We start from the raw sequence: 26,015 nt of genomic DNA on the forward strand, positions 1-26,015 counted from the left end.
GTCGAGCGTGCGCACCCGCAATCCTGGACCCTGCCGCCATGTACGCGCGTCTTCGTCAAACAGATGCACGAATGGCGGGAAAAACCACATATAAGCGGACCGAGAAATTGAGTACCATAGGCCGGCAAGCTCAACCTACCTCTCTCCATGACCGCCAATCCTCGAGAACTGACGCCGGAAACCCTCGCCGAGCTGCTCGAACGCATTGCCAAAGAAGATGCCGTGGCATTGCGCGAGTTATATGATCTCGCCGCCCCGAAACTGTTTGGCCTCGCCCTCCGTATATTGAGCAGACACGAGTGGGCAGAAGAAGTGTTGCAGGACAGCTTCGTCAATATCTGGCGCTTTGCGGGCGACTATCGCCGCGCATTGTCCGCGCCGATGACGTGGATGTCCGCGATCGTCCGAAACCGTGCTCTCGATCACCTGCGGCGAGTCAACTCGCAGGAAACAGAATGGAGCGATGCGTTGGACGATCTCGTGGCAACCAGCGACCCGGATCCCGAAACGCTGACCGGGGTCAGTCTGCAGGCACGTTTGCTTGCGGGCTGCATGCAGCAACTGGAGCCTGCCCAACGTCAGGCGGTCGCTCTCGCTTATCTGCGCGATCAGAGCCATAGCGAGATCGCCGAAGTGCTGACGGTGCCGCTCGGCACCATCAAGTCGTGGATCAGACGGGGCCTCGCCAAGCTTAAAACCTGCCTGGGAGGCGAGTGATGAACCTGACTCGTTATCCTCAGCTTGTCGATCTGCTGGCGGCCGAGTACGTGCTCGGCACCTTGCGCGGTGGCGCGCGGCGGCGCTTCCAGACTTATGCAGATCAGAACACCTCGGTGCGCGGCGCCGTCGACGAATGGCAGCGGCGCATTTCGCCGATGGCCGAACTCGCGGAGCCGCGCATGCCGCCCGCTGCCGTGTGGGAGGCGATCGAGCGGCGTCTGGGCATCGCCAATGCACGTGAAGCCACGCGTCCGCGTACCGTGGTGGAGACACCGGCGCGTCCGTCGCGCAGTCTGTTCGACAACCTCGCGTTCTGGCGTGGCTGGGCGATCGGCGTGACCGCGCTGGCGGCGGTCGCGGTGGTGGTCGCCGTGCGCTCGCTGTTGCCGTCCGCGACGACGCAGCCTGCCGCGCCGACCGTCGCGCAACAGCCTGAGGCCGCTGTCTCGCATGTGGCCGTGCTGAACAACCAGGACTCGCATCCGGTGATGCTGGTCGCGTGGGATGAAACCCACTCCACGATGACGCTGCATCCGCTGGGCAAGGTCGACGTGCCTGCGGGCCGCGCGTTGGAGTTGTGGGGGATTCCGGCGAGCGGGCATCCGGTGGCGCTCGGCATGTTGCCGGACAGCGCGAGCGGCAAGGTGCCCGCCGGTCAGCAGAAGCCGGAGAGTTATGCGGCGCTGGCGGTGTCGATCGAAGCGCCGGGCGGGTCGCCGAATCCGAATGCGCCGAGCGGACCGGTGGTGTTCAGCGGGAAATTGTTGCCGGTGTCTTGAGGTCGCAGCCGTGGCCGGGTTGCCGGTTTGGAGCCGGTCCCCGGCACATGACAAAAGCCGGTGTTCGCTTTGGCGAGCGCCGGCTTTTTGTTTGAGTCATGCTTTCTGGTAACGCTGACGGTTCGTCCACGGCGGCCCTCGCCTTCGCGCTCAACTGGCCCCTGGACGCGAACGCAAAATCCCCGCTACCCTAGCCCCATGCAAAGCTTTTACGAAGCCACGGTCTCGCGCCCGTTCTGCTACACGCCGCTGTCCGGCAAACGCAGCGCGAATGTCTGCATTATCGGCGGCGGACTGGCGGGGTTGTCCACGGCGTTGGCACTCGCCGAGCGCGGTATCGCCGATGTCGTCGTGCTCGAAGCCCAACAGGTTGGTTTCGGCGCGTCCGGGCGCAACGGCGGTTTCGTGTTCGGCGGCTACAGCCTCGATTGCGCCGATCTGCTGAAAGCGCTCGGCCCGGCTCGCGCTCGCGAACTCTACGCGCTCACCACCGACGCCGTCGATCTGATGCGCAAGCGCATCGCCCGCTACCGGATCGATTGCGATGCCACCGACGCCGGTGTGATCCTCGCCAACTGGTTCGACGAACCGGCGCGGCTGGAAACCCAGCGTCGCCTGATGCGCGATTCGTTCGATGTCGACTGGGAGCCGCTTACGTCCGCGCAACTCGCGTCACGATTGAAAACACGCCGCTATCACGGCGGCCTGTTCGAGCGCAACGCGTTCCATTTTCATCCGCTCAAATACGTGCTTGGCGTCGCGAACGCAGCTGCGGGCCAGGGCGTGACCCTTCACGAGCATTCGCCCGTGATCCGGCTCAAGCGCGACGGCGCCGCCTTCCAGGTCAGCACGCCGCAAGGCACGCTCGACGCGCGGCATGTCGTAATGGCGGGCGGCGGCTACGCGCGCAACGTCTACGCGCGGGTCGAACGCGCGGTGTTGCCCATCGCCACCTACGTGGTGGCGACCGAGCCGCTCGGCCATCGCCTCGAAGACGCCATCGACACCCGCGCCGCCGTCTACGACACCCGCTTTGCGTTCGACTATTACCGCCCGCTTCCCGACACGCGCATTCTGTGGGGCGGCCGCATCTCGATACGCGAGCGCTCGCCCGAGGTCATCTCGCGCCTTCTGCGCCGGGATCTGCTGAAGGTGTATCCGAAATTGAGCGGCGTGCGGATCGACTACGCATGGGGCGGCCTGATGAGCTACGCGCGGCACAAGATGCCGCAAATCGGCCGCAGCACGGACGGCGTCTGGTACGCAGTCGGTTTCGGCGGACACGGCATGGCGCCGACCACCGTCTCCGGCGAGTTGCTGGCGGCCGCGATTGCAGGCGAACGCCCGGTGCCCGACGCGTTCGCCGCGTTCGGCCTGACGCCCGCCTACGGCGCGCTCGGTCTCGCCGCCGCGCAACTCACCTACACCACCATGCAGACGCGCGATGCATTCGCCGCGCGTCGCCAGCCTGCGCGTTCCATCGTATGAGCTATCGCAATACGCCGCCGGATCTGCCCAAAACCGGCTCATTGATGGCCGAAAGCCGCGCCGGAGGCCGGTTTGCGCGTGCTAAAATGCGCCGTCAATGCCGCTCGAATACACAATGAAAAAGGGAAGCAAGGCCGCCGAGCCTGATACCAACGGCATCCTGTCGGAGACCTCGCCGCGCCCCGACGCCCGGCGCAAGTACGACCCCGAACAGACGAAACGCAACATCCTCGATGTCGCGACGCAGGAGTTCTCCGCGATGGGCCTGACGGGTGCGCGCGTCGACGCGATCGCGGAACGCACGAACACCACCAAGCGCATGCTGTACTACTACTTCGGCAGCAAGGAAGGGTTGTATCAGGCGGTGCTGGAAAAGGTTTACGGAGACATTCGTGCGCTCGAACAGGACCTGCACGTCAGCGAACTCGATCCCATTGAAGGCATGCGTGCGCTGGTCGAATTCACGTTCGATTATCACGACCGCCAGCGCGACTTCGTGCGTCTGGTGACGATCGAAAATATTCACGGCGCGAAATACGTCGAGCAGGTGAAGACGTTCAAAGGCCGCAACGTCACCGTGATTCACACGATTGAAGACCTGCTCAGGCGCGGCATCGAAGCCGGGCAGTTCCGCGACGACCTCGACCCGATCGACCTGCATCTGATGATCAGCTCGTTGTGCTTTCACCGTGTCGGCAATCGCCATACGTTCGGCACGGCGTTCGGGCGCGATCCTTCGCATCCACGCTTGCGGGCGCGGCATCGCGCGATGATCGTCGATGCGGTGCTGCGTTTTGTGCGCAAGGAAAGTTGAACCCGCGCTAATTTCAGGCTGAAATCCGGCTGAAACGAAAATGAAAACGGGACGTGGCTTGCGCCACGTCCCGTTTTTTTCTGCGTGTGTGGATCGGACGGTTAGTCCACCAGCACGATCCGCTTGATATCGCCGACGATAAAGATGTACGACAGCGCGCCGATCATAGCGACCGCGCCGATGAACACGAGCGCCCCGACAAACGAACCGGTCGCCGCGACGATGAAGCCCACCACCAGCGGCGTGACGATGCCCGCCACGTTGGCCGCGAAGTTGAAGATGCCGCCGGTCACGCCGAGCAGACCTTCCGGCGCGATATCGGACACCAGCGTCCAGCCCAGCGCGGCCATGCCCTGCGCAAAAAACGCGACCGACAGAATCGCGATCACCGCGACGTTGCTCTCGACATAGTTGGCGAGAATGATGGTCGACGCGAGCAGCAAGCCGGTGATGATCGGCAGCTTGCGCGCGACGTTCGGCGACTTGCCGCGACGCAGCAGCCAGTCGGAGAAGAAGCCGCCGAACATCACGCCGATCGACGCCGCGATGAACGGCATGATCGCGAAGAAGCCGATCTTCAGCCACGCCATATGACGTTCGGTCGCGAGATAGGTCGGGAACCAGGTGAGGAAGAACACCAGCGTCGAGTTGCCCGCGAACTGGCCGAGGCAAATACCGCTCAACTGACGATGCTTGAGCAGGCGGCCGATCGTGCGCCATTCGAAGCCGCTTTTTGCTTTTACGGCCGGAGCGTCCGCGTCCTTCTTGCGCTGCGTCAGACCGCCGCCTGCTTCGATATAGTCCAGCTCGGCCTGATTCACCGTCGGATGATCGGCCGGTTCGCGATAGAACTTCCACCAGATCAGACCGAACACCAGACCCACGCCGCCCACGACGTAGAACAGCGAACGCCAGCCGAACGCGCCCATCAGCATGAACAGGAACGGGCTGAAAAACGCGAGGCCGATATATTCGCCGACCGTGTACGTGCCGGTCGCCATCGCGCGTTCGCTTTGCGGGAACCAGGTGGCGACCACGCGGCTATTGGTCGGAAAGCACGGCGCTTCGGATACGCCCAGCCCCAGCCGGAACGCGAACAGCGCGCCGATGCCGTGCACCAGCCCCTGGGCGAGCGTGCACAGCGACCAGAACGTCATCGACAGGAAATAGGTCAGCTTGCTGCCGAAGCGGTCGAGGAACAGGCCGCCCGGAATCTGCGCGGCCACATAGCTCCACGAGAAGACGGAGAACAGCAGGCCCATCAGCGCGGCGTTGATGCCGAGTTCCTTGGTCAACTGCGGCGCGGCGATGCCGAGCACCGTGCGGTCCAGATAATTGATCATCGTGCCAACCGCGAGCAGCGCAAGAACCTGATAGCGCGCTTTCGAACGACGGGCAGTGCTCACCGTGGCGCCCTTCTGCAAGGCGGCGTCGGCGGGAGTGGATTGAATCGGCTGCGGCATGGGGTAGGTTTCTCCTCAGTCTATGGCTCAGTCTTGGTATTCCGGCTTTCGCTGCCGGCTAGCGTCCCAGCAACGACTGGAAATGGGTGTACACGCGCTCGGCGTCCGGCTCGAGGCCGGTGAAGATACGCATTGCGTCGACCGCCTGGTAGACCGCCATACCGCCGCCGCTCAGCGTGCGGCAGCCCAGCGCTTCGGCGGCCTGCAGCAACGCGGTGCGGATCGGGAAGTAAACAATGTCCGCGACCCACAGATCGCGGTGCAGCAATTCGACCGGCAACGGCAGGCCGGGCAGCTTTGCCATGCCGGTCGGCGTCGCGTGAATCAGGCCGTTGGCGGCGGCGAGCGACTCGGCCAGCGAGGTGCCCGCGCTGACCTTGGCGGCCGGAAAGCGCTTCTGCAATTCGTCGGCGAGCGAGCTGGCACGCGCGGCGTCCACGTCGAACAGCGTCAACGATTGCGCGCCCATGTTAAGCGCCGCATGCGCGACCGCTGCACCCGCGCCACCCGCGCCGAGCTGCACCACCCGTTCCAGCGACACATCCGGCAAGCCGCGCTGGAATGCGCGCGCGAAGCCCGACCAGTCGGTGTTGTGACCGATGCGCTTGCCGTCCTTGAACAGCACTGTGTTGACCGCACCGAGTGCGCGGGCGTCGTCGGAGAGTTCGTCGAGCAGGGGAATCACTGCCTGCTTGCACGGATACGTGATGTTCAGGCCGTTAAAGCCCATGCGTTCGGCGGCGGTGAGCAGATCCGGCAGCGCGGCGCTGTCGAGCTTCAATGCTTCCAGATCGATGCGGCGATACACATAGTGCAGCCCGAGCTTGCTGCCTTCTTCTTCGTGCATCGCGGGCGTCAGCGAGCCGCCGATGCCCGAGCCGATCAGGCCGACCAGATAGGAATGCGGAGTGGCCTGGGAGCTGGTTTGTGCGTTCATGGGGATGCCCGATTTCGAGTTCGCCGGAAGGTTGGCGGATGCGTCTGTTGGCGCGCTGGTTTGCAGGTTCGCTTGTACGTTCGCTTGTAGGTTCACTTCGCCGCCCTATTCTTAAGAATAGTGGCCATGCGCTCCAGCGCGAGCACATAACCCTGGGTTCCACAGCCGACGATAATCGCGTCCGCCACCGCCGACACATACGAGTGATGCCGGAACGCCTCGCGCCGATGCACGTTCGAAATATGCACTTCGATAACCGGCTTCTCGATGGCGGTGAGCGCGTCGGCGATCGCGACCGACGTATGCGTATAAGCCGCCGGATTGATCACGATGCCGTCGACCTTGGTGCGCGCCGCATGCAGCCAGTCGATCAGTTGATGCTCGGCGTTCGACTGACAGAAGTCGATCGACAGATCGAGTCGCTCGCCTGCATCGCGGCACAGCTTCGCGACGTCGTCGAGCGTTTCCGAGCCGTAGACGGCCGGCTCGCGCGTGCCGAGCAGATTGAGGTTCGGTCCATTCAGGACCAGTACGGAGGCAAAACTCATGACAGCGGCTCCTGCAAAGTAAGGCGCAAAGCGCACCACGACATCCGCGGTTGCTCTACAACGTGTGGCGAAGTGTGCGCGCATTGGCCGCCGCCGTCATTCGGGGTTTCTACGAATTTGTACCATCTAGTTAGTTTGTATACACTGGCGAAACTCCGGTTAGTGTGGGTCAGTCTGGCCTGCGTCTTGCAAGCGTGGAATGCGCATAATGTGTGTAGCGGGTCTGTCCACCGCGGGTGTAGCGCCCAGCGCCGCTTGCCTGTCTGCGCATCGCCGCATCGCTGCCTTCAAAGCAAGCTAGCCGTCGTACGTATTCTTCAACCGCCGTTTGATAGTTAATGCAGGAGCCGTTCATGCAACGTTCGATTGCCACCGTGTCGATTAGCGGAACCCTCGTCGAGAAGTTGACCGCGATCCGGGCGGCGGGCTTCGAAGGCGTCGAGATCTTCGAGAACGACCTGTTGTACTTCGACGGCTCGCCCGCCGACGTGCGGCGCATCGCCGACGATCTCGGGCTGAAGATCATGCTGTTCCAGCCGTTCCGCGATTTCGACGGCGTGAGCGCCGAGCGTCTCGAACGCAATCTCGACCGTGCAAAGCGCAAGTTCGACGTGATGCATGAGTTGGGCACCGACCGCATTCTGGTGTGCAGCAACGTGTCGCCTGACACCATCGGCGACGACTCGCTGATGATCGACCAATTGGGCGCACTGGCCCGCGCGGCCGGCGAGGCCGGTGTGATCGCCGGTTACGAGGCGCTGGCGTGGGGCAAGCACGTGAAGACTTATCGCCACGCGTGGAAACTGGTCGACGCGGTCAATCACCCGAATCTCGGGCTGGTGCTCGACAGCTTTCATACGCTTTCACTGAACGACACCGTCGACGCGATCGCCGAGATTCCGGGCGACCGTATCGCCTTCGTGCAGATCGCCGACGCGCCGAAGCTCGCGATGGACGTGCTCGAATGGAGCCGTCACTACCGCTGCTTCCCGGGTCAAGGCGATTTCGATCTGGCGAATTTCACCGCGCAAGTTGTGAAAACGGGCTACAAAGGCCCGCTATCGCTGGAAATTTTCAACGATGGTTTTCGCGCCGCGCCGACCACGATTACCGCGGCCGACGGCCATCGCTCGCTGCTGTTTCTCGAAGAGCAGACCCGCAAGGTGCTCGATGCCGCGCAGCAGCCGGTCGGCGATCTGTACAAGTCGCCCGCTGCGCCCGCCCACGTCGGCTACCAGTTCCTGGAATTCGCGGTCGATCACACCACCCGCGCGCAACTCGTCGACTGGCTCGGCAAGCTGCGCTTTCGCCAGGCCGGCCAGCATCGTTCGAAAGACGTGACGCTGTATCAGCACGGCGCGGCGTCGATCGTGCTGAACGCCGAACCGGATTCGTTCGCCAATGCGTTCTTCCAGCAACACGGTTTGTCGCTGTGCGCGTCTGCGTTCCGGGTGAACGACGCCAATCAGGCGTTTGAGCGCGCCGCCGGTTTTGGCTACGCGCCGTTCTCGGGGCAGATCGGCCCGAACGAACGCGTGCTGCCTGCCGTGCAGGCACCGGACAGCAGCCTGAACTATTTCGTCGACGAAACACCGGACCAGCCCACGCTGTTCGAAGCCGATTTCGTGCTGACCGACGTCAACGGCCCGACCGAAGTGGGCCCGCTCAGCCGGATCGACCATGTTTGCCTGTCGGTGCCCGCGAATTCGCTCGATACCTGGGTGCTGTTCCTGCGAACCGCGCTGGGTTTCCAGGCGGAGCCGGGCGTGCTGGTGCCCGATCCGTACGGACTGGTGCGCAGCCGCGCATTGCGCAGCCATGACGGCTCGGTGCGAATCGTGCTGAACGCGTCCGTCGATCACCACACGGCGGTGGCCGAGGCGCTGCACACGTATCACGGCTCGGGTCTGAATCACGTCGCCTTCAGCACCGGCGATATTTTCAGCGCAATCCCCGAATTCGTCGCCGATGGCCTGCCGGTGTTGCGCATTCCGCGCAATTATTACGACGATCTGGCGGCGCGCTACGCGCTGCCCGACGACATGCTGGACGCGTTGCGCGCGAACAATATCCTGTACGACCGCGACGAGCGCGGCGGCGAGTTTTTCCACGCCTATACGGAGCAACTGGATCAGCGCTTCTTCCTGGAAATCGTCGAGCGACGCGGCGGGTATGACGGATACGGCGCGGCGAATGCCGCGGTGAGACTGGCAGCGCAGGCTCAGCGTCGCAAGTAAGAAAACGGGCTTGTGCCCGCGCGGAACGCCCCTCTGGATGATTCAGACAGTGGGGCGTTTCTTTTTTCAGCCGTTCAAACAACCGTGCGCGACCCGCTCGTGTCGGTCTCCCGGGCACGGCACATGCGACTCCGGATCGGTCAACGGCGCCGCCCCGATATAATGTGCGGCTGATTTACCGGCCTATACCGCCCGGCCGCGTCAGTCGGCCGAATGAAAACGCCAGGAGAGATATGAAGAAGTTTGCCGTAGTCCTGTCAGTTCCCCTGCTTCTCAGCGCTTGCGCGTACTTCCAGAAGAATCCGGATGCCGGCGAGCCCGTCACGGATACCACCACGCAGCGCTCGGTCAACGACGTCGTTGCCTGCATGACGCAAGTGGCGACCAAACACAACGCCTCGTTCAAATCCACCGAGATCCCTCAGGGTCAGATGCTGGATTTCGGCGATTCGAACATCGTCAAGGTGCGCAGCGACAATGGCGCGACCACGTACCGTTTTTACGCGGGCAAGCGTCACGTCAACAATCTGTGGATCGAGGCGGCGGGTAAAACCTGCGCTCCGTAAGGCCTGGCGGCGCAACGAACCGTAATATACCGTAAGCTTCGGCGACACAAAATCGCCTGCGACGTGTCGGAAAGTTGTTCCAGTGCAATCTTCGTGTCACGGTGTTACAGGACAATGGAGTCTTAAGAATCGTTTAAGACTTCGTCCGCATCATGCACCGGACTTTACCCCGCACGAGGTGCGCACCATGAACCAGCCCGATTACAACACGAACGAAACTGCGGCACCGACCAAGCGCCCTACCATCTTGCGCCGTCTGTTGAGCCACCATGAACTGGCAACGCTGCTGCTGTTGCTGCACGCGCCGATCGACGCATCCGCGAAACCCGAGATTCCGCAGCTTCACGAAGCCGGTCTGATCGAAACCGTTTCCGGCGACGCAGGCGCTTCGCATATCCGCCTCACGCACGAAGGCAATGCCGTTTTGCGCGGACTTGGCATCAAATAAGGTTTTTTGAAGGTTTTTCGTAATTTGCGCGTTGTTCGCGCGCAGCAGTTCATCGAGGGACGCCTGCCACGCTCCCTTCGCCCAGACGGGCAAATTCTCCACGTCGCGAATGCTTCAGGCTTGCCAGACGCCGTATCCCGCTTCGCGCAGCCCGATCGCCAGTTCCACTTCCATATCCTGAGCGCCGCGATACGGCATCGGATTGAACACTTCATACAATTCCGGCACGAGCCGCAGGCCGTAATCGCGTACGTAGCGGTTGGCTTGAATACCCGCCTTGTGCCGGTCGAAGCGCAGGTCCGGGTCGAGCCCGGTCATCCCCACGTAGACGCAAGGTTTGTCGAACCGGTAATCCGGATTCGCGCGACGAAAGCGCGCTTCGTTCCAGACGGTGTCGTCTAGCGCGACGACATAGACGTAATAGTGATTCCCGCGACGCCCCATATGCAACCGCTCAGCTCCGCGATGTGCCGTGCAGCAGCATCCGGTATTCGGTCGGCGTGATGCCGACCGTTGCCTTGAATTGCCGCGTGAACGCGCTGTGATCGGTGTATCCGCAGAGCGCGGCGACATCGGTAACCTTGTCCTCGGAAACCAGCAACGCCGTGGCCGCATCCAGACGCGTTTTCAGCAACACCTGGCGCGGCGTCAGGTGAAACACCTTGTGAAAATAGCGCTCCAGTTGCGCGACCGACATGTCCGCCATCGCCGCAAGCTGTTTCAGATTCAGCGGCTGCACGTAATTTTCCTGGATGGATTGAACGACCGCGGCAAGCCGGCTGTAAGCGGGGTGGCTGCTTTCATCCGCCTTCAGATCGCGCGAAATGCCGGCGAGACCGACCACCTTGCCCGACGGGTCACGCAGCGGCTGTTTGCAGGTCAGACACCAGCCCGGCTGACGGCCCGGATACAGATGCAGTTCCAGCTGATCAAGCATCTGGTTGCCGACGCCGATGATCGCCTTGTCCTGCGCGGTGTAAATGCGCCCGAAGCGTCGCGGGAAAACGTCTTCGGCGGTCTTGCCGAGCAGCGCCGCCTTCTCCTTGAAACCGCAGCGCGAGGCCAGCGTGCGGTTGACCAGCGCATAGCGCGCGTCGGCGTCCTTGACGAAGAAAACCACATCCGGCATCGCGTCGAACACCGGTTCGAGCAACCGGAAGTGCGACAGCATGCCGGAGAGGGTTGCATCGTCTGGAGCGAGCGAGTGAGCCAGCGTGTTCATCGTGCGGGTCCCGTTGATCCGAGCGTGAATGAGTGCGTTCGCGGATGAGTTCGCCGGTTCGGCGAGGCCGCCGACGTGTGCGAACGATTATAGAGCGGTGCAGGTGACGTCAATATCGTGCTGCCGAGGTTATTCGGCGGAGGTCGGGTCGGCGGCGGGTGTCATCATCAGCGTGCCGATTTGCGCGGGATTGAACGGCGGTCGTGGTATGACGGCCGGCCAGCCGAAGTACAGGCTTGCCGCCGATCCGCAGATGCGCCCCTGACACGCGCCCATGCCGCAGCGCGTATGCAGTTTGGCGTCGCGCCAGTTTGCGCAGGCGCGCACTTCGCCGATGCTTACGTCTTCGCAGCGGCACAGCAAGGTGTCGTCGGCGGGCACGGTAAGGGCCGCGTCCTGCAAAGCGAAGGCCCGTTCGACGCGTTGCGCGAAGCGGCGCCAGCGGGCACGCCGGGTTTGCAGCACGGAGAGACTTGCGATGTCATCACGCGTAGCGTTTCTGGCAGAGTGATCGCTCGTGACACGCTCGCCGCTTGCAATCGATGCCGCCGCGCTCCTGACGACGAGGCCCGCGATCTCGCCCTCCACGGCAGCCAGTTCCGCGCCGCCGATCCCCGTGCATTCTCCGGCTGCGAACACGTTGTCCACGGAGGTTCGCTGCGCATCGTCGACGACGATTCCCCCCGTTTCGCCGATCTCGCAACCCAGCGCCAACGCCAGCGTGATATTCGGCACAAGACCGAAGCCACACGCGACGCGGTCACAATCGAGCGTCACTTCGCGATTGCCGTTGCCTCGCCGGATGGTCACACGCTCCACGCGACCACTACCCTGCACGTTTCGGATCACGCTGCCGGTCCAGTAATTCAGTCCGGCGAAACCGCGTGTCATGCTGAGCGCCTGCCGCAGCTTCGCGGGTTCGATCAGCAGTGAAGCGCCGAAACGCGCGACATCGAAAGCGGAAGCCTGCTCCACTACCGCTATCACGCGAGCGCCCGCCGCCCGCGCAGTCGCGAGCGCGGCGATCAGCAAAGGTCCGCTGCCCGCAATCACGATCCGCTCGTCACGCACCGGCATGCCGCCTTTGATCAGCGCCTGCAAGGCGCCAGCGCCGGTCACGCCGGGCAGCGTCCAGCCCTCGAACGGCAACAACCGCTCGCGCGCGCCGGTCGCGAGAATCAGGCGGCCATAGGTGACGCAAATGCCGCCCCGCTCCGCCGATTCCAGCAGCAAACCCTGTGCATCCAATGGTGCGATCACGCGAGTCGAGGTCCAGTGCGTCAGCGTGCGTTGCTCTTTCAATGCAGCGAGCAAATTGGCAAGAGGCGCTTGCGGCGGATGACCCGGCCCCTGGCGCCAGATCTGCCCGCCGGCGCGCGGATTGTCGTCGAGCAGCGCGACCGTCGCGCCCTCGCGCGCCGCCGCGTAGGCAGCGTTCAGGCCCGCCGGGCCACTGCCCACGATGACGACATCGAAGTGCTGTGTCATACCTTCACCTGATCCAGCGTGTGGACGATCAGGCCTTCGCGGCAAAGTGTCTGGCACGCCAGAACGTGCGCGCGGCCGTCGATCGTCACGCGACACTCCTGACACACGCCCATCCCGCAAAGCGCGGTGCGCGGCTCGCCGCCGACTGAAGTCCGGGTGGCGCGCAAGCCTGCGAGGACTAACGCGGCGGCCACGGTCGTACCGGCTTCCACGCCTATAAGCTGACCGTTTATCGTCATGCGGATTTGCGTTGTGGGCGTGTTAGGCATAAGTCGAGCCGCCGGTAGAACTCGTGCACGAGAGAGGCGCGGGGGCTATTGCATGGCTTGCGACATCGAGTGCGGCGGCTGCCGCGGCTGCATCTGCTTCGCCGCCGACGCGCCAGCCGTCTATCGTCACGCGGATTTGCGTTGTTTGCTTGTTGGGCATAGGTCGAGCCGCTCGTAGAACTCGTGCACGAACGACGCACGGCGCGGCGGCAACTTTCGCTGCGCCCTCCTCGACGCCAACATGGCCCTCAGCTATCGTCGCGCGAACTGGCACAACCTCAACCCCGAACATGACTCTCCCCTATCGCAAAACGCGTTGGCAGATAAGGCTCCAGGGGAATCGGCGCAGCTTTCCCCACAATCTGCGCCGCCAGCAATTTCGCCGTGGCGAGCGACGTCGTCACCCCCAGGCCCTCATGCCCGACGGCTAGCCAAACCCCCGGCGCGAAATCACCCGCCGGGCCGATCAGCGGCAAACCGTCCGGCGAAGCGGAGCGAAATCCGCACCATGCGCGAATCCCGTTGAGTGTCGGCAGGACCGGCAGATAGCGCGCGGCGCGTTCCAGCATCTGCGCCAGCACGGGCATCTCGACGGCGGAATCGGTCGTGTCGAACTGCCTCGACGAACCGATCAGCAATTGCCCCGTGGGACGCGGCTGCGCATTGAACGCCACCGACGTCCCCGTTGCATGGTGTGCGCTCTTGATATAGCCGAGTTCCAGCAGTTGATGCCGGATCAGCCCGGGATAACGGTCGGTGATCAGCAGATGCCCCTTCTTCGGCTGCAGCGGCAACGAGCGCGCGAGCCGCTGTGCGCCGAGACCGTTCGCCACGATCACGTGCGCGGCAGTCACGCGCTCGCCGGTCGTCAGCGTGACGCTGTCCGCGCTGATCGACGCCACCTCCGTGCCGAGCCGCAAGCGAATATTCGCTGCGTGGGGCGACTGCATCAGCAGCCATTCGGCGACCGTCGGCGCATACACGATGCTGTCGTGCGCGATCCGCAATCCGCCCGCCATCGACTCCGCCAGCGCCGGCTCGGCCGCGCGCAACGAAGCGGCATCGAGCAACTCCGCCGCAATCCCTTGCGCGTCGAACGCGGCATGCATCGCGCGGGCCGCCTGCCATTCCTCTTCGTCCTCGGCGATCCAGAGCGTGCCGCAGCGCGAAAACGCATCGCGCGTACGCAACTGCGGCGCGAGTTGCAGCCACAAATCGCGTGAATAACGACTCAGTGCGAACTCTGCCGGCGAGTCGTTCATCACGACGATATGACCCATGCCCGCTGCCGTCGCCCCGCCGCCGACGCTCTGGGCATCGATCACGTCGACCCGCATGCCGAGCGCGGCCAGCTCCGCCGCGCACGCCGCGCCGACGATGCCGGCTCCTACGATCAACGCGTCCGCGCTCATGCCGTGCGGATGCCCCACGCGAACGGATCGCGTTCGTCGAAACAAAGACGCGCTTCGGCCGTCACATACGCGTGGCCGGTGATGGTGGGAATCACCGAGACGCCGTCGTCCGCGTGACGATAGCTCGCGTCGAACACGCTGCCGATGATGCTCTCCTGCCGCCACACCGAGCCTTCGGCCAGTTTGCCGTCGGCGGCGAGGCACGCGACTTTCGCGCTCGTGCCGGTGCCACACGGCGAGCGATCGTACGCACTGCCGGGACAGAGGACGAAGCTGCGGCTGTCGATGCCGTCGCGCGAACCCGGTCCGAAGAGTTCGATGTGGTCGATCAGCGCGCCTTCCGCGCCGGTGATGTGCTGCGCGATCAGCGCGTCGCGGATCGCCGAACTGAAACCGGTCAGCGCTGGGATGTTCGCGGCTTCGAGAGAATGCCCGTGATCCGCAACCAGAAAAAACCAGTTGCCGCCCCAGCCGATATCGCCGGTCAGCACACCGTGGCCGGGCACGTCCACCTCGACCGCCGCGCGGTAACGATACGCCGGCACGTTGCGCACGGCGACGCTGCCGTCTTCGTTGAGCGTCGCCTCGACCATGCCGACCGGCGTCTCGATCCGATGACGCCCTGGCCCGATCCGTCCCATGTGCGCGAGCGACACGACGAGGCCGATCGTGCCGTGTCCGCACATGCCGAGGTAGCCGACGTTGTTGAAGAAAATCACGCCGGCGGCGCAACCGGGATCGTCCGGTTCGCACAGCAGCGCGCCCACCACCACGTCCGAGCCGCGCGGCTCCGTGACGATGCCCGCGCGCCAGTCGTCGAACTGCGTGCGGAACACGTCGAGCCGTTGTGCAAGCGTGCCGCCGCCGAGATCCGGGCCGCCCGACACCACGAGGCGGGTCGGTTCACCGCCGGTGTGCGAGTCGATGATGTCTAAGGTTTTCATGACACCCATGGTAGAAACGCCGGGCTGCCGGGTCTTGGTGCGCTTGCGCGTGGATTGTGACGATTTCGGCATAGCCGGATCGCTGCGTGGCGGGTGTTCTTAGGAGCGGAACGCGGCTTGAAGTGGTTGCCGGGACAGGTATGGCTAAACCGCTCTTATTTAGCTTAAGCGCATTGCGCGCCCGCCGCGGCACGTCGCGTATTGCGCGGGTGGGATGGGCGTCCAGCCGCAATATGCCGGCGTATCAGGCATTCCGCCTGTGCCGAAATCGTCATCCGCCGCGCGCGATTCACGCAAGACGGCGAAATTTTCCCTACTTACACTGCGCTGGACACATCACACTCAGGAGAGCAGTCGTGGCGCATATCTGGGAAGGCGTTTTGCCCGCAGTCACCACCAAATTCCACGCGGATTTCAGCATAGACCGCGTGTGGACCGGCAAGAATATCGAAGCTCAAATCGACGCGGGGGTGGACGGCATCATCGTATGCGGCTCGCTGGGTGAGGCGTCGACGCTGTCGCTCGACGAAAAGCTGGAGGTGCTCGACGTCGCCGTCGAAGCATCGCGCGGCCGTGTGCCGGTTCTGCTGACGATCGCCGAAAACAGCACGCTCGACGCCTGCCGCCAGGCCGAAGCGGGCAGCCGTCACGGCGCGGCGGGCTATATGGTGCTGCCGGGGTTGCGTTATCTGTCGGACCGGCGCGAGACGCTGAACCATTTCCGCAGCGTCGCCAATGCCAGCGCGCTGCCGCTGATGATCTACAACAACCCGCTCGCCTATGGCGTCGACATGACGCCCGAAATGTTCGCGGAAATCGCCGACGAGAAGAAAATTGTCGCGATCAAGGAATCGTGCGGCGACGTGCGGCGCGTGACCGATCTGATCAACGTGGTCGGCGACCGCTTCGCGATCCTGTGCGGTGTCGACAATCTGGCGATGGAAGCCATGCTGATGGGCGCGCATGGCTGGGTGGCGGGTCTCGTGTGCGCGTTTCCGCGTGAGACGGTGGCGATCTACAAACTGCTGAAGGCAGGACGCCTGGAGGAAGCGCGCGCGATTTACCGCTGGTTCGCGCCGTTGCTGGCGCTCGACGTGTCGCCGAAACTCGTGCAGAACATCAAGCTGGCGGAAGCGATTGTCGGTCTGGGGACGGAGCCGGTGCGGCCACCGCGCCTGCCGCTGGCGGGCGACGAACGCAAGGCCGTCGAAGCGCTGATCCGTGCGGCCATCGAAACCCGGCCTGCTTTGCCGCACATCTGAAGATAACGCCGGCTTGGAGAGCCGGCCAAAGCACCAGCACGCGCGAGCGGCCCCAAACAAACCTGCTGGTGCCTCTGCGTCCACTTCCGCGCCCCCGCCCCATCACCCCTCCCGCAGATGCAGCAACCGGTAGCCGCTTTTATAAACCGGTTGCAGCCGGAACTCGTTCTGCGCGTCGATTTCGAGCAGCAGGCGCAGCCGCGAAACGTGACTGTCGATGGTGCGCGTGAATTCGCGGAATTCCCGCCCCCAGACCATTGCGAAAATGTGATCGCGCGACATCACGCGGCCGACGTTCGAGAAGAACAGCGACGCCAGCCGGTACTGCGTGCCGGATAGCTGGATCGGCTGGCCGTGCAGCATGACGAGCTGGCGCTGGGTATCAAAACGGTAAGGCCCGACGGTCAGGTTCGCGCTGTCAAAGCGTTCCGGGTACGCGCGCCGCAACAACGCGCCGATGCGCTCACGGAACTCGCCCGCGCGCACCGGCAGGCCGACGTAATCGTCGGCGCCCTGGCCGAGCGCGCGCACCATGCTGACCTCCGACGTGTCGCCCGACGCGAAGATCACCGGCACCCGGTCACCGCCTATGCCGCGGACCGATCTCAGCACTTCGATGCCGGACAGGCGCGCCCCCCGCCAGTCCAGCACCAGCAGGTCGACGCTGGATCGCGCGAGCGCTTTCGACAATGCGAGCCCGTCGTCGAAAGCCTCGCAGGTGTGGCCGGCGCTCGAAATAACGTGTTCGATCGACAGACGCATGACCGGGTCGGACTGCAGGACAGCAATGCGCATGGGATGTGGGCTCAGGATGGTTGGACCGGAGGCCATTCTCGGAGGCGCATCCCGCGATCCCCATAGGAACAATCCGAATTCACCGGCGGTAACGCTGACAGATAGCCCGCCGCGCCTCCCGACACCCAAAAATGTATGTTTAAGGGAACTTTCTCCAATCTAATTAAGCACTTCCCGAAGCGAACGGCTTTCATCCTGTAAAATCCCCGCCTGGCCCCAGTCGTCCTCGTGTCCGCCCTACCCGGGCGGCGCGCCGGTGTCCCGTGCTCTACCCAGCGCCTGCCACACTTCTCGCCCGACGACCGCCGTATTTCCACGCGCCAAGTGTGGCTCTCAATTCCAAAACACGACATAGCAATGCAAGCGACAAATCTGGGTGGAGCGCAGGCTGTCACCCCACGCCCTCTTGGGCGCAGCGACTACAAGACGCTCGGCCTCGCCGCGCTCGGCGGGGCTCTGGAGTTTTACGACTTCATCATTTTCGTGTTCTTCGCGCCGGCCATCGGCCAGCTGTTCTTCCCGACTGAAATGCCGGACTGGCTGCGTCAGGTGCAAACCTTCGGCATCTTCGCGGCGGGATATCTGGCGCGGCCGCTGGGCGGCATCATCATGGCGCACTTCGGCGACCTGTTTGGCCGCAAGCGCATGTTCACGCTCAGCGTGCTGCTGATGTCGGTGCCGACGCTGCTGATGGGCCTCATGCCCACGTACGCCAGCATCGGCGTGCTCGCGCCGGTGCTGTTGCTGCTGTTCCGCGTGATGCAGGGCGCTGCCGTGGGCGGCGAAGTGCCGGGCGCGTGGGTGTTCGTGTCCGAGCACGTGCCGCAGCGGCACATCGGCTACGCGTGCGGCACGCTGACGGCGGGTCTCACGGCGGGCATCCTGCTCGGTTCGCTGATTGCGTCGGCGGTGAATCATCACTTTGTGTCTGCGGAAATTTCCGCATACGCATGGCGTATTCCGTTCCTGGTGGGCGGCGTTTTCGGCATGTTCTCGGTTTATCTGCGCCGCTGGCTGCATGAAACGCCGGTGTTCGCCGAACTCAAGCAACGCAAGGCGATTGCCGCCGAAGTGCCGCTCAAGGCCGTGCTGCGCGACCACGGCCGCGCTGTGATCGTGTCGATGCTGCTCACGTGGATGCTGTCCGCGGCCATCGTCGTCGTGATCCTGATGACGCCGACGTTGCTGCAAAAGCAATTCCATATTGCCCCGACCACGGCATTGCTGGCGAACTGCGTCGCGACGCTGTGCCTGACGATCGGCTGCGTGATGGCGGGTTCGATCGCCGGGCGCATCGGCGCGGGCAAGACGATTTTCATCGGCGGCCTCGCGCTGGCGGTCACCTACTACGTGATGTTCCAGCGTCTCGCTGTCGATACCTCGGCACTGGTGCCGATGTATGCGCTGGCCGGTCTGTTCGTCGGCGTGATCGGCGCGATTCCGTTCGTGATGGTCAAGGCGTTCCCGCCGGTCGTGCGTTTTTCGGGCATTTCGTTCTCGTATAACGTCGCGTATGCGGTGTTTGGCGGTCTGACGCCGATCGCTGTGTCGCTGATGATGAAGTCCAACCCGATGGCCGCGCCGATGTACGTGGCCGCGATCTGCGTGCTTGGCGCGCTGACGACGCTGTTTATCAAGGACTTCGCGAAGCAGCGTTGATTTCGCGTTTCTTCTGTTTGTTTCAACGACGGCGCTCCTCGAAGCGCCGTTGTCATTTGTAGCGGCGCACCCGCGCACGTGGCCGCGCCCGCTGTTGATCGCGACATCCACACTTCACGCCAGCCCGAAACATCGTGCGCTGCATCGGACCTACGATGTATCGCATGAACTCGACAAATCCCCCTGCCTCGCCCGCCCTCGGTCTCGTTCTCGCGACCGTCAGCGTCGGCTTCGTCGTCACGCAACTCGACGTGACCATCGTCAATATCGCGTTGCCCGGAATCGGCGCGAATCTGCACGCCAACGTCGCGGGCCTGCAATGGGTCGTCGATGCTTACACGCTGGCGTTCGCGGTGCTGATGCTGTCGGCGGGCGCACTCGGCGACCGGTTCGGCGCGCGGCGCATGTATGCGGCGGGCATCGCGCTGTTTGCGCTGGCGTCGGCGGCCTGCGGGCTCGCGCTCGATGCGCCGATGCTGATCGCCGCGCGCGCACTGCAAGGCGTCGGCGCAGCCGCGATGCTGCCGAACTCGCTCGCACTGCTCAATCGTGCCTATGGACACGATCCCAGGCTGCGGGCGCGGGCGGTCGGCTTGTGGACCGCTGCGGGCGCGATTTCGATTGCGGCGGGGCCGGTTGCGGGCGGCTTGCTGATCGCGGCGTTTGGCTGGCGCAGCATCTTCCTCGTCAATCTGCCGATTTGCGCGGCGGGGCTGGTGGCGACGTGGCTCTGGGTGCCACGAGACGAGGGGACTGGGAATGTACAAGCTGGCGATGGGAAAGCTGGAATGGCGGAAGCAGGAGCCGACGATGGGGCTGGAGCTGGAACCGCAGTCGGAACCCTCTCAGCCATCGGCTCGTCGCAAGCCGCAGCTGGAATCGCCAGGAAGGCTGCAATCACCAAACATACGGCGCCGCCCACAACAGCCGGCGCGAAATCGCGCGGCATCGACCTCGGCGGCCAGTGTCTCGCGATCGTCGCCCTGACCGCTTTCGTCGCCGCCGTGATCGAGTGGCGGCCGTTGGGACTGGCCCACCCGTTCGTGGCGGGCGGCTTCGTACTCGCGCTACTCGCCGCGAGCGCCTTCATTGTCGTCGAATCGCGCATCGCGTCGCCGATGCTGCCGCTTTCTCTATTCAGAAAACGCACTTTCAGCGCAGCGGTGCTGTTCGGCATCTGCGTGAATCTGACCTACTACGGGATGGTGTTCGTGCTGAGCCTGTACTTGCAGCGTGTGCGCGGCTACACCCCGTTGCAGGCGGGTCTCGCGTTCCTGCCGCTGACGGGCGGTTTCCTCGTTTCGAACGTCGCGAGCGGCTGGGCGGTCGGCCGGTTCGGCGTGCGGGTGCCGATGATCGTGGGGGCGGTCATCGCCGCGTTCGGTTACGGCCTGCTGCATCGGGTGGATGCCGCCACGCCGCTGATCGGACTGCTGCTGCCGTTCCTGCTGATTCCATCCGGCATGGGCCTGGCTGTTCCGGCGATGACCACCGCCGTGCTGGCATCGACCGAGGCGAAGCGCGCGGGCACGGCGTCTGCAGTATTGAACACGGCGCGGCAGGCGGGCGGCGCTGTCGGTGTGGCCGCATTCGGTGCGCTGGCGGGCGGCTCGGCGGCCGCGCAGATCGTGTCGGGCATGCAGACCGCGACGGCTATTTCAGCGGGACTTCTGCTGCTGGGGGTGGGATTGGGCTGCCTGGTGCGTCCTCAACCGCATGCGTCGGCAGAGAGTTCGAAGACGGATTCGCGGACGACCGCTGTCGAGGCCGACAGGACGAGAATGGAATCGCGCTAGGAGCGATGGATTGCGGGACCCTCACGCCTATCCCAACGCCGCGCCCACCCGCGCAAAAAAACAAACCCCCGCGATGCTTTCGCAAAGCGGGGGTTTTCTCAGACGACGCAGCAGCCACTTACCCGCGACTGCGCGACTGGACGCTTCGAACGCAAATTAAAGCGTCGCTTCCTGAATCGTGCCGGTATCGATCGCGCGCTCGATCAACCCGTCGTTCTGCGCTTTCGCGATGCCATCGGCGATCAGCTTCTCGGGCTCCTCGATCTCGGCTTTCAGCGCGCCAAGAAAACCCGACGCATCGAGAATCACCAGCGTCTTCGCCGAATCGGCCAGACTGATGATCACGCGATGCGGCGTCGGCCCCTCGCCGAGGCTCGCACACAACTGGGTCACCTTGCCGCCAATGGTTTGCTCGAAACTTTGAATCATTATTTGCTCCCTTGGTTACAGCCAGAATCAAAAGCAGTGGGTATCGACGACCGCACGCTCAGCATCAAAGACCGAGGCCGCTACGTGGCGCACGTGCACCGTCGACACTAAGACGGCCCGCGCCCGTCACGAACAGCAGCAGGAAACCGCCTGCAATACCGATGTTCTTCCAGAAATGAATCACCATATCGCGCTGCAAGGCGGCATCGACGACATTCCAGAAATCGTGGCCGAGCACCGCTGTCGCCACCGTGTAGACGGCCATCAGCAGCGCGAGCGGCCGCACCTTGAAGCCGACGATCAGCAGCAATCCGCCGAGCACTTCGACCGCGGTGGCGATCGGCGCGGCGATCTGCACGAACGGCACGCCCTTCGAATGCAGGTAGCCGACAAAGCCCGCATAACCCAGCAGTTTCATCACGCCGCTCCACAAAAACAGCACGGCCAGAGCAATACGTGCGATGAAAATGATGCCGGAATCGACGGGACGCGTCATGGAGGGGCTCCTGTAAATGAATAAGCAGCAGACCCGCCGAAAGGGCCGCAGTTCCCCGCTTTGCACCTGAGAATATGTGGAATGGCAGCCTTTTCCAAGTTCGATGGACCCACCCGGGCAAGCAACCGGAGTGCCTGGAAAGGAAAAGTGCGCAGGAAATTCGCGAAGACCGGCTTTTTTTGACTGCGATATCTGCTGCAAATGCAGACTCAGCGCTGGCGAGAGCGGTATGCGGCAGTTAAGCCTGAGGATACGTCGCGACCTCGATCAGATTGCCGTCCGGGTCACGGCAATACACCGAAGTCATTTTGCCGCGCGCGCCGTCACGCTCGACCGGACCGGCTTCGATTTCGACGCCCTCGGCGAGCCAGTGCGCCTTGACGTCGGCGGGACTCGCGGTGGTGACGAAGCATAGATCGGCACTGCCGGGCACCGGCTCGCGGCCCGTGAACCACGCGACGGTATCCGCTGTGACCGGACGTAGATTGATCTTCTGGTGGCCATACGTCATCGCCACACGCATGCCGGTGCGCGACGCAAATTCGGTGCGTTGCATGCCGAGCATGCGGCTATACCAGGCAGCGCTCGCCTCGACGTCAGCGACATTCAGAACAAGATGATCGAGAGTGTCTATCGAAAAGCTCATGATGTTGTCACCGTGAAGAGAAACGCCAGCGGGCAGGCAATCCGCATGCCTCGTCTTCGCAACCGACGAAGCACTGTGCGAATTTCATGCCGCAGCTGTCACCGCTCATGTCGACATGCCGACCGGAACCGAGCCGCGTTTGCAGCAGCGGCAAACCACGCTCGCTTAACGCGGCGCGTCCGGAGCCAGCAAAACGCCCTTGGTGAACACGAAGCAACCATAGCCCCGCTCCTCACCGGTCGCGATCACGCAATACGCTTTGCGCGCGCGTTCATAAAACGCAAACCGTTCAATCGATGCAAACGGCACCTCACGCCCTTCCGCCGCGTTGACCTCGATCTGCGCTTCACGCTGCACGGCAGGAATGGTGTGCGGCTCGCCGACCACTTCCATCCGCGACGCGGGCTGCTCGATGAAGGTGTCCAGCGGCAGCACCGACAACACCGCGCGAATCGCACGCGGCGCACTTACGCCGTCGAGGTGAAGCAGTTTGCCGAGCACCGTCCCATTGGCCACCGATGTGCCCGGGAAATTCGCATCGCAAATGACGAGTTCGTCGCCGTGGCCCATCGAGCGAAGTGCATGCAATATGTCGGCGTTCAGCAGCGGGTCCAGATTCTTCAGCACGGTGTCTCCTTCCTGTCCGGTTGATCCGGTTGATCGGTGGCCCGGTCTCAGATGCATCGCGCCCTGCGGTTTATCGCGAGGTCGCGGATGTGAGATTCGGGTAACGCAATACGATTGTCTGCGCGAGTTGCATCGCTACGCCGCTCGCATTCAGGTTCGAACGGGAGCCGGCCTCCGGTTTCACGACATCTGATTCCGACCAGGCCGGGCCGCTCGAATCGCATTGCTTCAACCGATTGTAGCAAGCATCGTTGCGGGCTTCCGTGCGTGCGTCCCGTACCGGCGCTGTCGGCCGGAACACCCCACGGCACGATCCGTCGACGCCGTTCGCACCCGGCCCACTGTGCCGCGCGCCCGACACCGCCGCGCAAGCCGCGGCCCCGCATCGCCACCGCAACCATCCGACCAGCGCCAGGACCACGAGTCCCGCGCCGCCAAGCACCGGCTCGCGCCAGCCCAGCAGCGCGGTGAACATGAACGCCCGCGCACCCGCCAGCAACGCGAAGCCCGCTATCGCGCTGGACAGCGCATCGACGGCCTCCGACCCCAGCCGCGCGAACGTGGCAAGCATTCGGCGGGACGTAACGGCAACGGGGTCATCCATGATCGTCTCCATGAAGTTGAGAACAGGTCGAAGCTCAGGCTCCGTCTGGCACCTGGTCCAGAAAACCGGTGACGGCCTGAAGACGGCCGTGCGCGTCGACCACACCGAAATCGGAACCCTTGACGATCGCGTCGCCAGCGGGCGTGGTCAGCTCCCACGAAAAGCGCAACCGGTTCGCGAAGCCGTCGACCTGCGTCGTGCGGCGAAACAGGTGCTGCGGAAAGCGCTCGTGCACCGCGCGGATCATCGCGTCGATGCCGTCGTGCCCGGTACCCGCAAGCAGCGGATCGCGATAGTCGGCATCGGCAGTCCAGGTGGCCGCGATCAACTCGCGACGGCGCGCGTGATCGGTCTCGTTCCATGCATCGAAATAACGGTCGATCAGATCGGTATGCGTGTTCATCTTCGGACTCCTTGATTGGCATGACTGAGCACTCCGCTCGACGGACACGTTGTCCGCGGCAGGCTCGGAGTCAAGATTCGTGGATTGGAAGCGCTGCGTCGATTACTTCACAGGTAAGCATTCGCTCGCGCGACCGCGAATCTTCATGCGAACACGACTCCCGTTTTTCAGCGGGATAGGCCATCTGGCCGAGTCTTCAGATGCGATGCCGGCCGCTAACCTCATGCGGGAAATGGGGAGCCGCGCAGAGCCTGCGCGCGGCAGGTCACGCAATCAACGGGGGCATCGCAAAGCTGCTTTAAAAATATGATTTCTACACTTGCAAACAAGTATCCACAAGGATACACTCATCAACAGATCGAGACACCGGCGTTCGCAGTCAACCGTACCGAGGTGTTCGACAACTGGCTTGCGCAGCTTGCCGATTTGCGGGCGAGGGCGAAAATTCTCGTGCGAATCCGGCGCGCCGAACGAGGCCATTTCGGCGACACCAAGCTGCTGGAAGACGGCGTGTCCGAGATGCGTATCGACTGTGGTCCGGGTTATCGGGTTTATTTCGCACGCGAAGGTCGCATGGTGTATCTGCTGCTGTGCGGTGGCAATAAAGCCACCCAGCCGGCCGACATCAGGCATGCCAAAACAATGTGGGCAGCAATCAGGAAGGAACTGTCATGAGCAAGATCAAAACCGCACGGTTCGACGCGTCGCACTACCTCGATAGCGAGGAGATGATCGCTGAATATCTCAATGCAGCACTCGAAGAAGGCGACGCCGACCTTCTTCTCGCCGCCATCGCCGATATCGCCAAAGCGCGCGGTATTGCAAAGGTCGCCGCAGACGCAGGACTCGGGCGCGAAAGTCTTTATAAAACGCTGGCGCCCGGCTCGAAGCCGCGTATGGACACGGTGTTCAAACTGCTGCGCGCGCTCGGCGTCAAGCTCAATGCGGTGCCTGAAGGCGTGGCGGCTGCCTGATTCGTGTTTTTTATCGGCTCGACCAACTGGTACGTGAGCGTGCTTGTGCTGCTGAGTATTCGTAGCTGGAGGGCGAGTGTTTCTTTACCTCCAACGTAATGGATTACTGACGTGCTTTAACTATCATCGGTGGCATGAATACACTTTCTCTCGCGCAAGCCGCTCCTCCCCCTGCGTTCGCCACCAGCCGCACGGTGGGCGACCTGCTGCGCGAATGGCGGCAACGACGTCGCATGAGCCAGTTACTGCTTGCCACTGAGGCCGACATTTCAACCCGGCATCTGAGCTTCGTCGAATCGGGGCGCGCGTTGCCAAGCCGGGAAATGGTCATGCATCTTGCCGAACGGCTCGACGTGCCGTTACGCGCGCGCAATGCGCTGCTGGTCGCGGCAGGATACGCACCACTGTTTCGTGAACGGCCTCTGTCCGATCCGCAATTGGCCGCCGCCCGGGAGGCGGTCGAACTGGTGCTCACCGGACACGAACCCTACCCGGCGCTCGCGATCGACCGGCATTGGAATATCGTCGCGACCAACAACGCGCTGGCGCCTTTGCTGTCAGGCGCGAGTCCCGAACTGCTGAAGCCCCCAGTCAATGCACTGCGGCTGAGCTTGCATCCAGACGGAATCGCGGCATCGATCATTAACTGGCATGCGTGGCGGGAGCATGTGCTGGCGCGACTGCAACGGCAAATCGATGTGAGCGGCGACGGCGCGTTAAGCACACTGCGCGACGAGTTGGCTGCCTATCCTGCACCTGCTGGCGCCGAACCGGCCGAGCACGGCGACACCGCCGTCGCGCAGATCGCCGTCCCGCTGCGGTTGCGTACGCCGATAGGCGAGCTGTCTTTTTTCAGCACGACGACCGTGTTCGGCACTCCGGTGGACGTCACGCTATCGGAACTCGCCATCGAAGCATTTTTCCCCGCCGATCAGCACACAGCAGCAGCATTGCGCAAGGCTGCGGAGGGCCGGGACGCAAGAACCTGA

29 protein-coding genes are annotated in these 26,015 nt (G+C 63.5%); 13 read left to right on the forward strand and 16 right to left on the reverse strand.

The genetic code is table 11. From position 1 onward, the window contains the following. Positions 1-147 precede the first annotated feature (147 nt). The 4 genes from ABH945_RS17265 to ABH945_RS17280 all read left to right on the forward strand — a co-directional run bounded on the left by ABH945_RS17265 (position 148) and on the right by ABH945_RS17280 (position 3,801). On the forward strand, positions 148-717 hold the full coding sequence (locus ABH945_RS17265) for an RNA polymerase sigma factor (protein ID WP_074769680.1): 570 nt from the start codon (positions 148-150) through the stop codon (positions 715-717). Beyond that, positions 717-1,499 (forward strand): anti-sigma factor, encoded by a 783-nt coding sequence (locus ABH945_RS17270; protein ID WP_074769682.1) that lies wholly within the window; start codon positions 717-719, stop codon positions 1,497-1,499. Before ABH945_RS17265 ends, ABH945_RS17270 begins: the two co-directional genes overlap by 1 nt. 198 nt (positions 1,500-1,697) lie before the next feature. After that, complete coding sequence (locus ABH945_RS17275) at positions 1,698-2,987, forward strand: NAD(P)/FAD-dependent oxidoreductase (RefSeq protein ID WP_429251305.1); 1,290 nt, start codon at positions 1,698-1,700, stop codon at positions 2,985-2,987. A gap of 115 nt (positions 2,988-3,102) precedes the next feature. Beyond that, positions 3,103-3,801 (forward strand): TetR family transcriptional regulator, encoded by a 699-nt coding sequence (locus tag ABH945_RS17280; protein WP_074771168.1) that lies wholly within the window; start codon positions 3,103-3,105, stop codon positions 3,799-3,801. Between the two features lie 101 nt (positions 3,802-3,902). Here ABH945_RS17280 and ABH945_RS17285 read toward each other — a convergent pair whose 3' ends face one another. The 3 genes from ABH945_RS17285 to aroQ form a co-directional block, all read right to left on the reverse strand. Continuing rightward, positions 3,903-5,264 carry an MFS transporter gene (locus ABH945_RS17285; RefSeq protein WP_429251306.1) on the reverse strand — a complete coding sequence of 454 codons (1,362 nt, stop codon included), beginning with the start codon at positions 5,262-5,264 and terminating at the stop codon, positions 3,903-3,905. Between the two features lie 58 nt (positions 5,265-5,322). Continuing rightward, complete coding sequence (locus ABH945_RS17290) at positions 5,323-6,201, reverse strand: shikimate dehydrogenase (RefSeq protein WP_429251307.1); 879 nt, start codon at positions 6,199-6,201, stop codon at positions 5,323-5,325. A 92-nt stretch (positions 6,202-6,293) separates the two neighbouring features. After that, a complete protein-coding gene (aroQ, locus tag ABH945_RS17295; protein ID WP_074769690.1) occupies positions 6,294-6,749 on the reverse strand; it encodes a type II 3-dehydroquinate dehydratase in 456 nt (151 codons plus the stop codon). 353 nt (positions 6,750-7,102) lie between these two features. Between aroQ and ABH945_RS17300 the strand changes: the two genes are divergently transcribed. The 3 genes from ABH945_RS17300 to ABH945_RS17310 all read left to right on the forward strand — a co-directional run bounded on the left by ABH945_RS17300 (position 7,103) and on the right by ABH945_RS17310 (position 10,000). Beyond that, positions 7,103-8,986, forward strand: coding sequence for a bifunctional sugar phosphate isomerase/epimerase/4-hydroxyphenylpyruvate dioxygenase family protein (locus ABH945_RS17300; RefSeq protein ID WP_429251308.1), 1,884 nt, complete (start codon positions 7,103-7,105; stop codon positions 8,984-8,986). 233 nt (positions 8,987-9,219) lie between these two features. Beyond that, positions 9,220-9,552 (forward strand): hypothetical protein, encoded by a 333-nt coding sequence (locus ABH945_RS17305; RefSeq protein ID WP_074769694.1) that lies wholly within the window; start codon positions 9,220-9,222, stop codon positions 9,550-9,552. A gap of 187 nt (positions 9,553-9,739) precedes the next feature. After that, positions 9,740-10,000: a hypothetical protein gene (locus tag ABH945_RS17310; RefSeq protein ID WP_429251309.1), complete on the forward strand. Its 261-nt coding sequence runs from the start codon at positions 9,740-9,742 to the stop codon at positions 9,998-10,000. 114 nt (positions 10,001-10,114) lie between these two features. Here ABH945_RS17310 and ABH945_RS17315 read toward each other — a convergent pair whose 3' ends face one another. The 6 genes from ABH945_RS17315 to ABH945_RS17340 all read right to left on the reverse strand — a co-directional run bounded on the left by ABH945_RS17315 (position 10,115) and on the right by ABH945_RS17340 (position 15,344). After that, entirely contained in the window at positions 10,115-10,444 is a 330-nt protein-coding gene (locus ABH945_RS17315; RefSeq protein ID WP_074769698.1) for a hypothetical protein, read from the reverse strand. A 10-nt stretch (positions 10,445-10,454) separates the two neighbouring features. Continuing rightward, entirely contained in the window at positions 10,455-11,222 is a 768-nt protein-coding gene (locus ABH945_RS17320) for an AraC family transcriptional regulator (protein ID WP_074769700.1), read from the reverse strand. A 129-nt stretch (positions 11,223-11,351) separates the two neighbouring features. Then, complete coding sequence (locus ABH945_RS17325; protein WP_429251310.1) at positions 11,352-12,710, reverse strand: FAD-dependent oxidoreductase; 1,359 nt, start codon at positions 12,708-12,710, stop codon at positions 11,352-11,354. Beyond that, positions 12,707-12,979 carry a (2Fe-2S)-binding protein gene (locus ABH945_RS17330; RefSeq protein ID WP_429251311.1) on the reverse strand — a complete coding sequence of 91 codons (273 nt, stop codon included), beginning with the start codon at positions 12,977-12,979 and terminating at the stop codon, positions 12,707-12,709. Before ABH945_RS17330 ends, ABH945_RS17325 begins: the two co-directional genes overlap by 4 nt. 278 nt (positions 12,980-13,257) lie before the next feature. After that, on the reverse strand, positions 13,258-14,391 hold the full coding sequence (locus tag ABH945_RS17335) for an NAD(P)/FAD-dependent oxidoreductase (RefSeq protein ID WP_429251911.1): 1,134 nt from the start codon (positions 14,389-14,391) through the stop codon (positions 13,258-13,260). Next, on the reverse strand, positions 14,388-15,344 hold the full coding sequence (locus tag ABH945_RS17340) for a 4-hydroxyproline epimerase (protein ID WP_429251312.1): 957 nt from the start codon (positions 15,342-15,344) through the stop codon (positions 14,388-14,390). Before ABH945_RS17340 ends, ABH945_RS17335 begins: the two co-directional genes overlap by 4 nt. 347 nt (positions 15,345-15,691) lie before the next feature. Between ABH945_RS17340 and ABH945_RS17345 the strand changes: the two genes are divergently transcribed. Next, positions 15,692-16,597: a dihydrodipicolinate synthase family protein gene (locus tag ABH945_RS17345; protein ID WP_074769710.1), complete on the forward strand. Its 906-nt coding sequence runs from the start codon at positions 15,692-15,694 to the stop codon at positions 16,595-16,597. Positions 16,598-16,699: 102 nt separating this feature from the next. Here the strand turns inward: ABH945_RS17345 and ABH945_RS17350 are convergent, their stop codons facing one another. Then, on the reverse strand, positions 16,700-17,392 hold the full coding sequence (locus ABH945_RS17350; RefSeq protein ID WP_074769712.1) for a response regulator transcription factor: 693 nt from the start codon (positions 17,390-17,392) through the stop codon (positions 16,700-16,702). Between the two features lie 357 nt (positions 17,393-17,749). Here ABH945_RS17350 and ABH945_RS17355 point away from each other — a divergent pair, with 357 nt between their 5' ends. Both ABH945_RS17355 and ABH945_RS17360 read left to right on the forward strand, forming a co-directional pair. Then, positions 17,750-19,051 (forward strand): MFS transporter, encoded by a 1,302-nt coding sequence (locus tag ABH945_RS17355; protein ID WP_429251313.1) that lies wholly within the window; start codon positions 17,750-17,752, stop codon positions 19,049-19,051. 164 nt (positions 19,052-19,215) lie between these two features. Beyond that, positions 19,216-20,847: an MFS transporter gene (locus ABH945_RS17360; protein ID WP_429251314.1), complete on the forward strand. Its 1,632-nt coding sequence runs from the start codon at positions 19,216-19,218 to the stop codon at positions 20,845-20,847. Between the two features lie 156 nt (positions 20,848-21,003). On the opposite strand, the gene ABH945_RS17365 is transcribed toward ABH945_RS17360, so the two are convergent. From ABH945_RS17365 to ABH945_RS17390, 6 genes are all read right to left on the reverse strand, one after another. Further along, positions 21,004-21,276 carry a hypothetical protein gene (locus ABH945_RS17365; RefSeq protein WP_074769716.1) on the reverse strand — a complete coding sequence of 91 codons (273 nt, stop codon included), beginning with the start codon at positions 21,274-21,276 and terminating at the stop codon, positions 21,004-21,006. Between the two features lie 64 nt (positions 21,277-21,340). Further along, positions 21,341-21,772, reverse strand: a complete 432-nt coding sequence (locus ABH945_RS17370; RefSeq protein ID WP_074769718.1) for a DoxX family protein — start codon at positions 21,770-21,772, stop codon at positions 21,341-21,343. A gap of 238 nt (positions 21,773-22,010) precedes the next feature. Next, positions 22,011-22,418: a VOC family protein gene (locus tag ABH945_RS17375; protein ID WP_429251315.1), complete on the reverse strand. Its 408-nt coding sequence runs from the start codon at positions 22,416-22,418 to the stop codon at positions 22,011-22,013. A gap of 165 nt (positions 22,419-22,583) precedes the next feature. After that, on the reverse strand, positions 22,584-23,045 hold the full coding sequence (locus ABH945_RS17380) for an RbsD/FucU family protein (RefSeq protein WP_074769722.1): 462 nt from the start codon (positions 23,043-23,045) through the stop codon (positions 22,584-22,586). A gap of 70 nt (positions 23,046-23,115) precedes the next feature. Then, on the reverse strand, positions 23,116-23,649 hold the full coding sequence (locus ABH945_RS17385) for a hypothetical protein (RefSeq protein ID WP_253189759.1): 534 nt from the start codon (positions 23,647-23,649) through the stop codon (positions 23,116-23,118). A gap of 34 nt (positions 23,650-23,683) precedes the next feature. Next, positions 23,684-24,052: a nuclear transport factor 2 family protein gene (locus tag ABH945_RS17390; protein ID WP_429251316.1), complete on the reverse strand. Its 369-nt coding sequence runs from the start codon at positions 24,050-24,052 to the stop codon at positions 23,684-23,686. A 306-nt stretch (positions 24,053-24,358) separates the two neighbouring features. Here ABH945_RS17390 and ABH945_RS17395 point away from each other — a divergent pair, with 306 nt between their 5' ends. From ABH945_RS17395 to ABH945_RS17405, 3 genes are all read left to right on the forward strand, one after another. Then, on the forward strand, positions 24,359-24,727 hold the full coding sequence (locus ABH945_RS17395) for a type II toxin-antitoxin system RelE/ParE family toxin (RefSeq protein WP_429251317.1): 369 nt from the start codon (positions 24,359-24,361) through the stop codon (positions 24,725-24,727). Beyond that, complete coding sequence (locus ABH945_RS17400) at positions 24,724-25,026, forward strand: addiction module antidote protein (protein ID WP_074769728.1); 303 nt, start codon at positions 24,724-24,726, stop codon at positions 25,024-25,026. The genes ABH945_RS17395 and ABH945_RS17400 overlap by 4 nt, the downstream gene beginning before the upstream one ends. Positions 25,027-25,160: 134 nt before the next feature. Next, positions 25,161-26,015 carry a helix-turn-helix domain-containing protein gene (locus ABH945_RS17405; RefSeq protein ID WP_429251318.1) on the forward strand — a complete coding sequence of 285 codons (855 nt, stop codon included), beginning with the start codon at positions 25,161-25,163 and terminating at the stop codon, positions 26,013-26,015.

The sequence above is a fragment of the Paraburkholderia sp. GAS333 genome, assembly GCF_050435665.1.
GTDB lineage: Bacteria > Pseudomonadota > Gammaproteobacteria > Burkholderiales > Burkholderiaceae > Paraburkholderia > Paraburkholderia fungorum_A.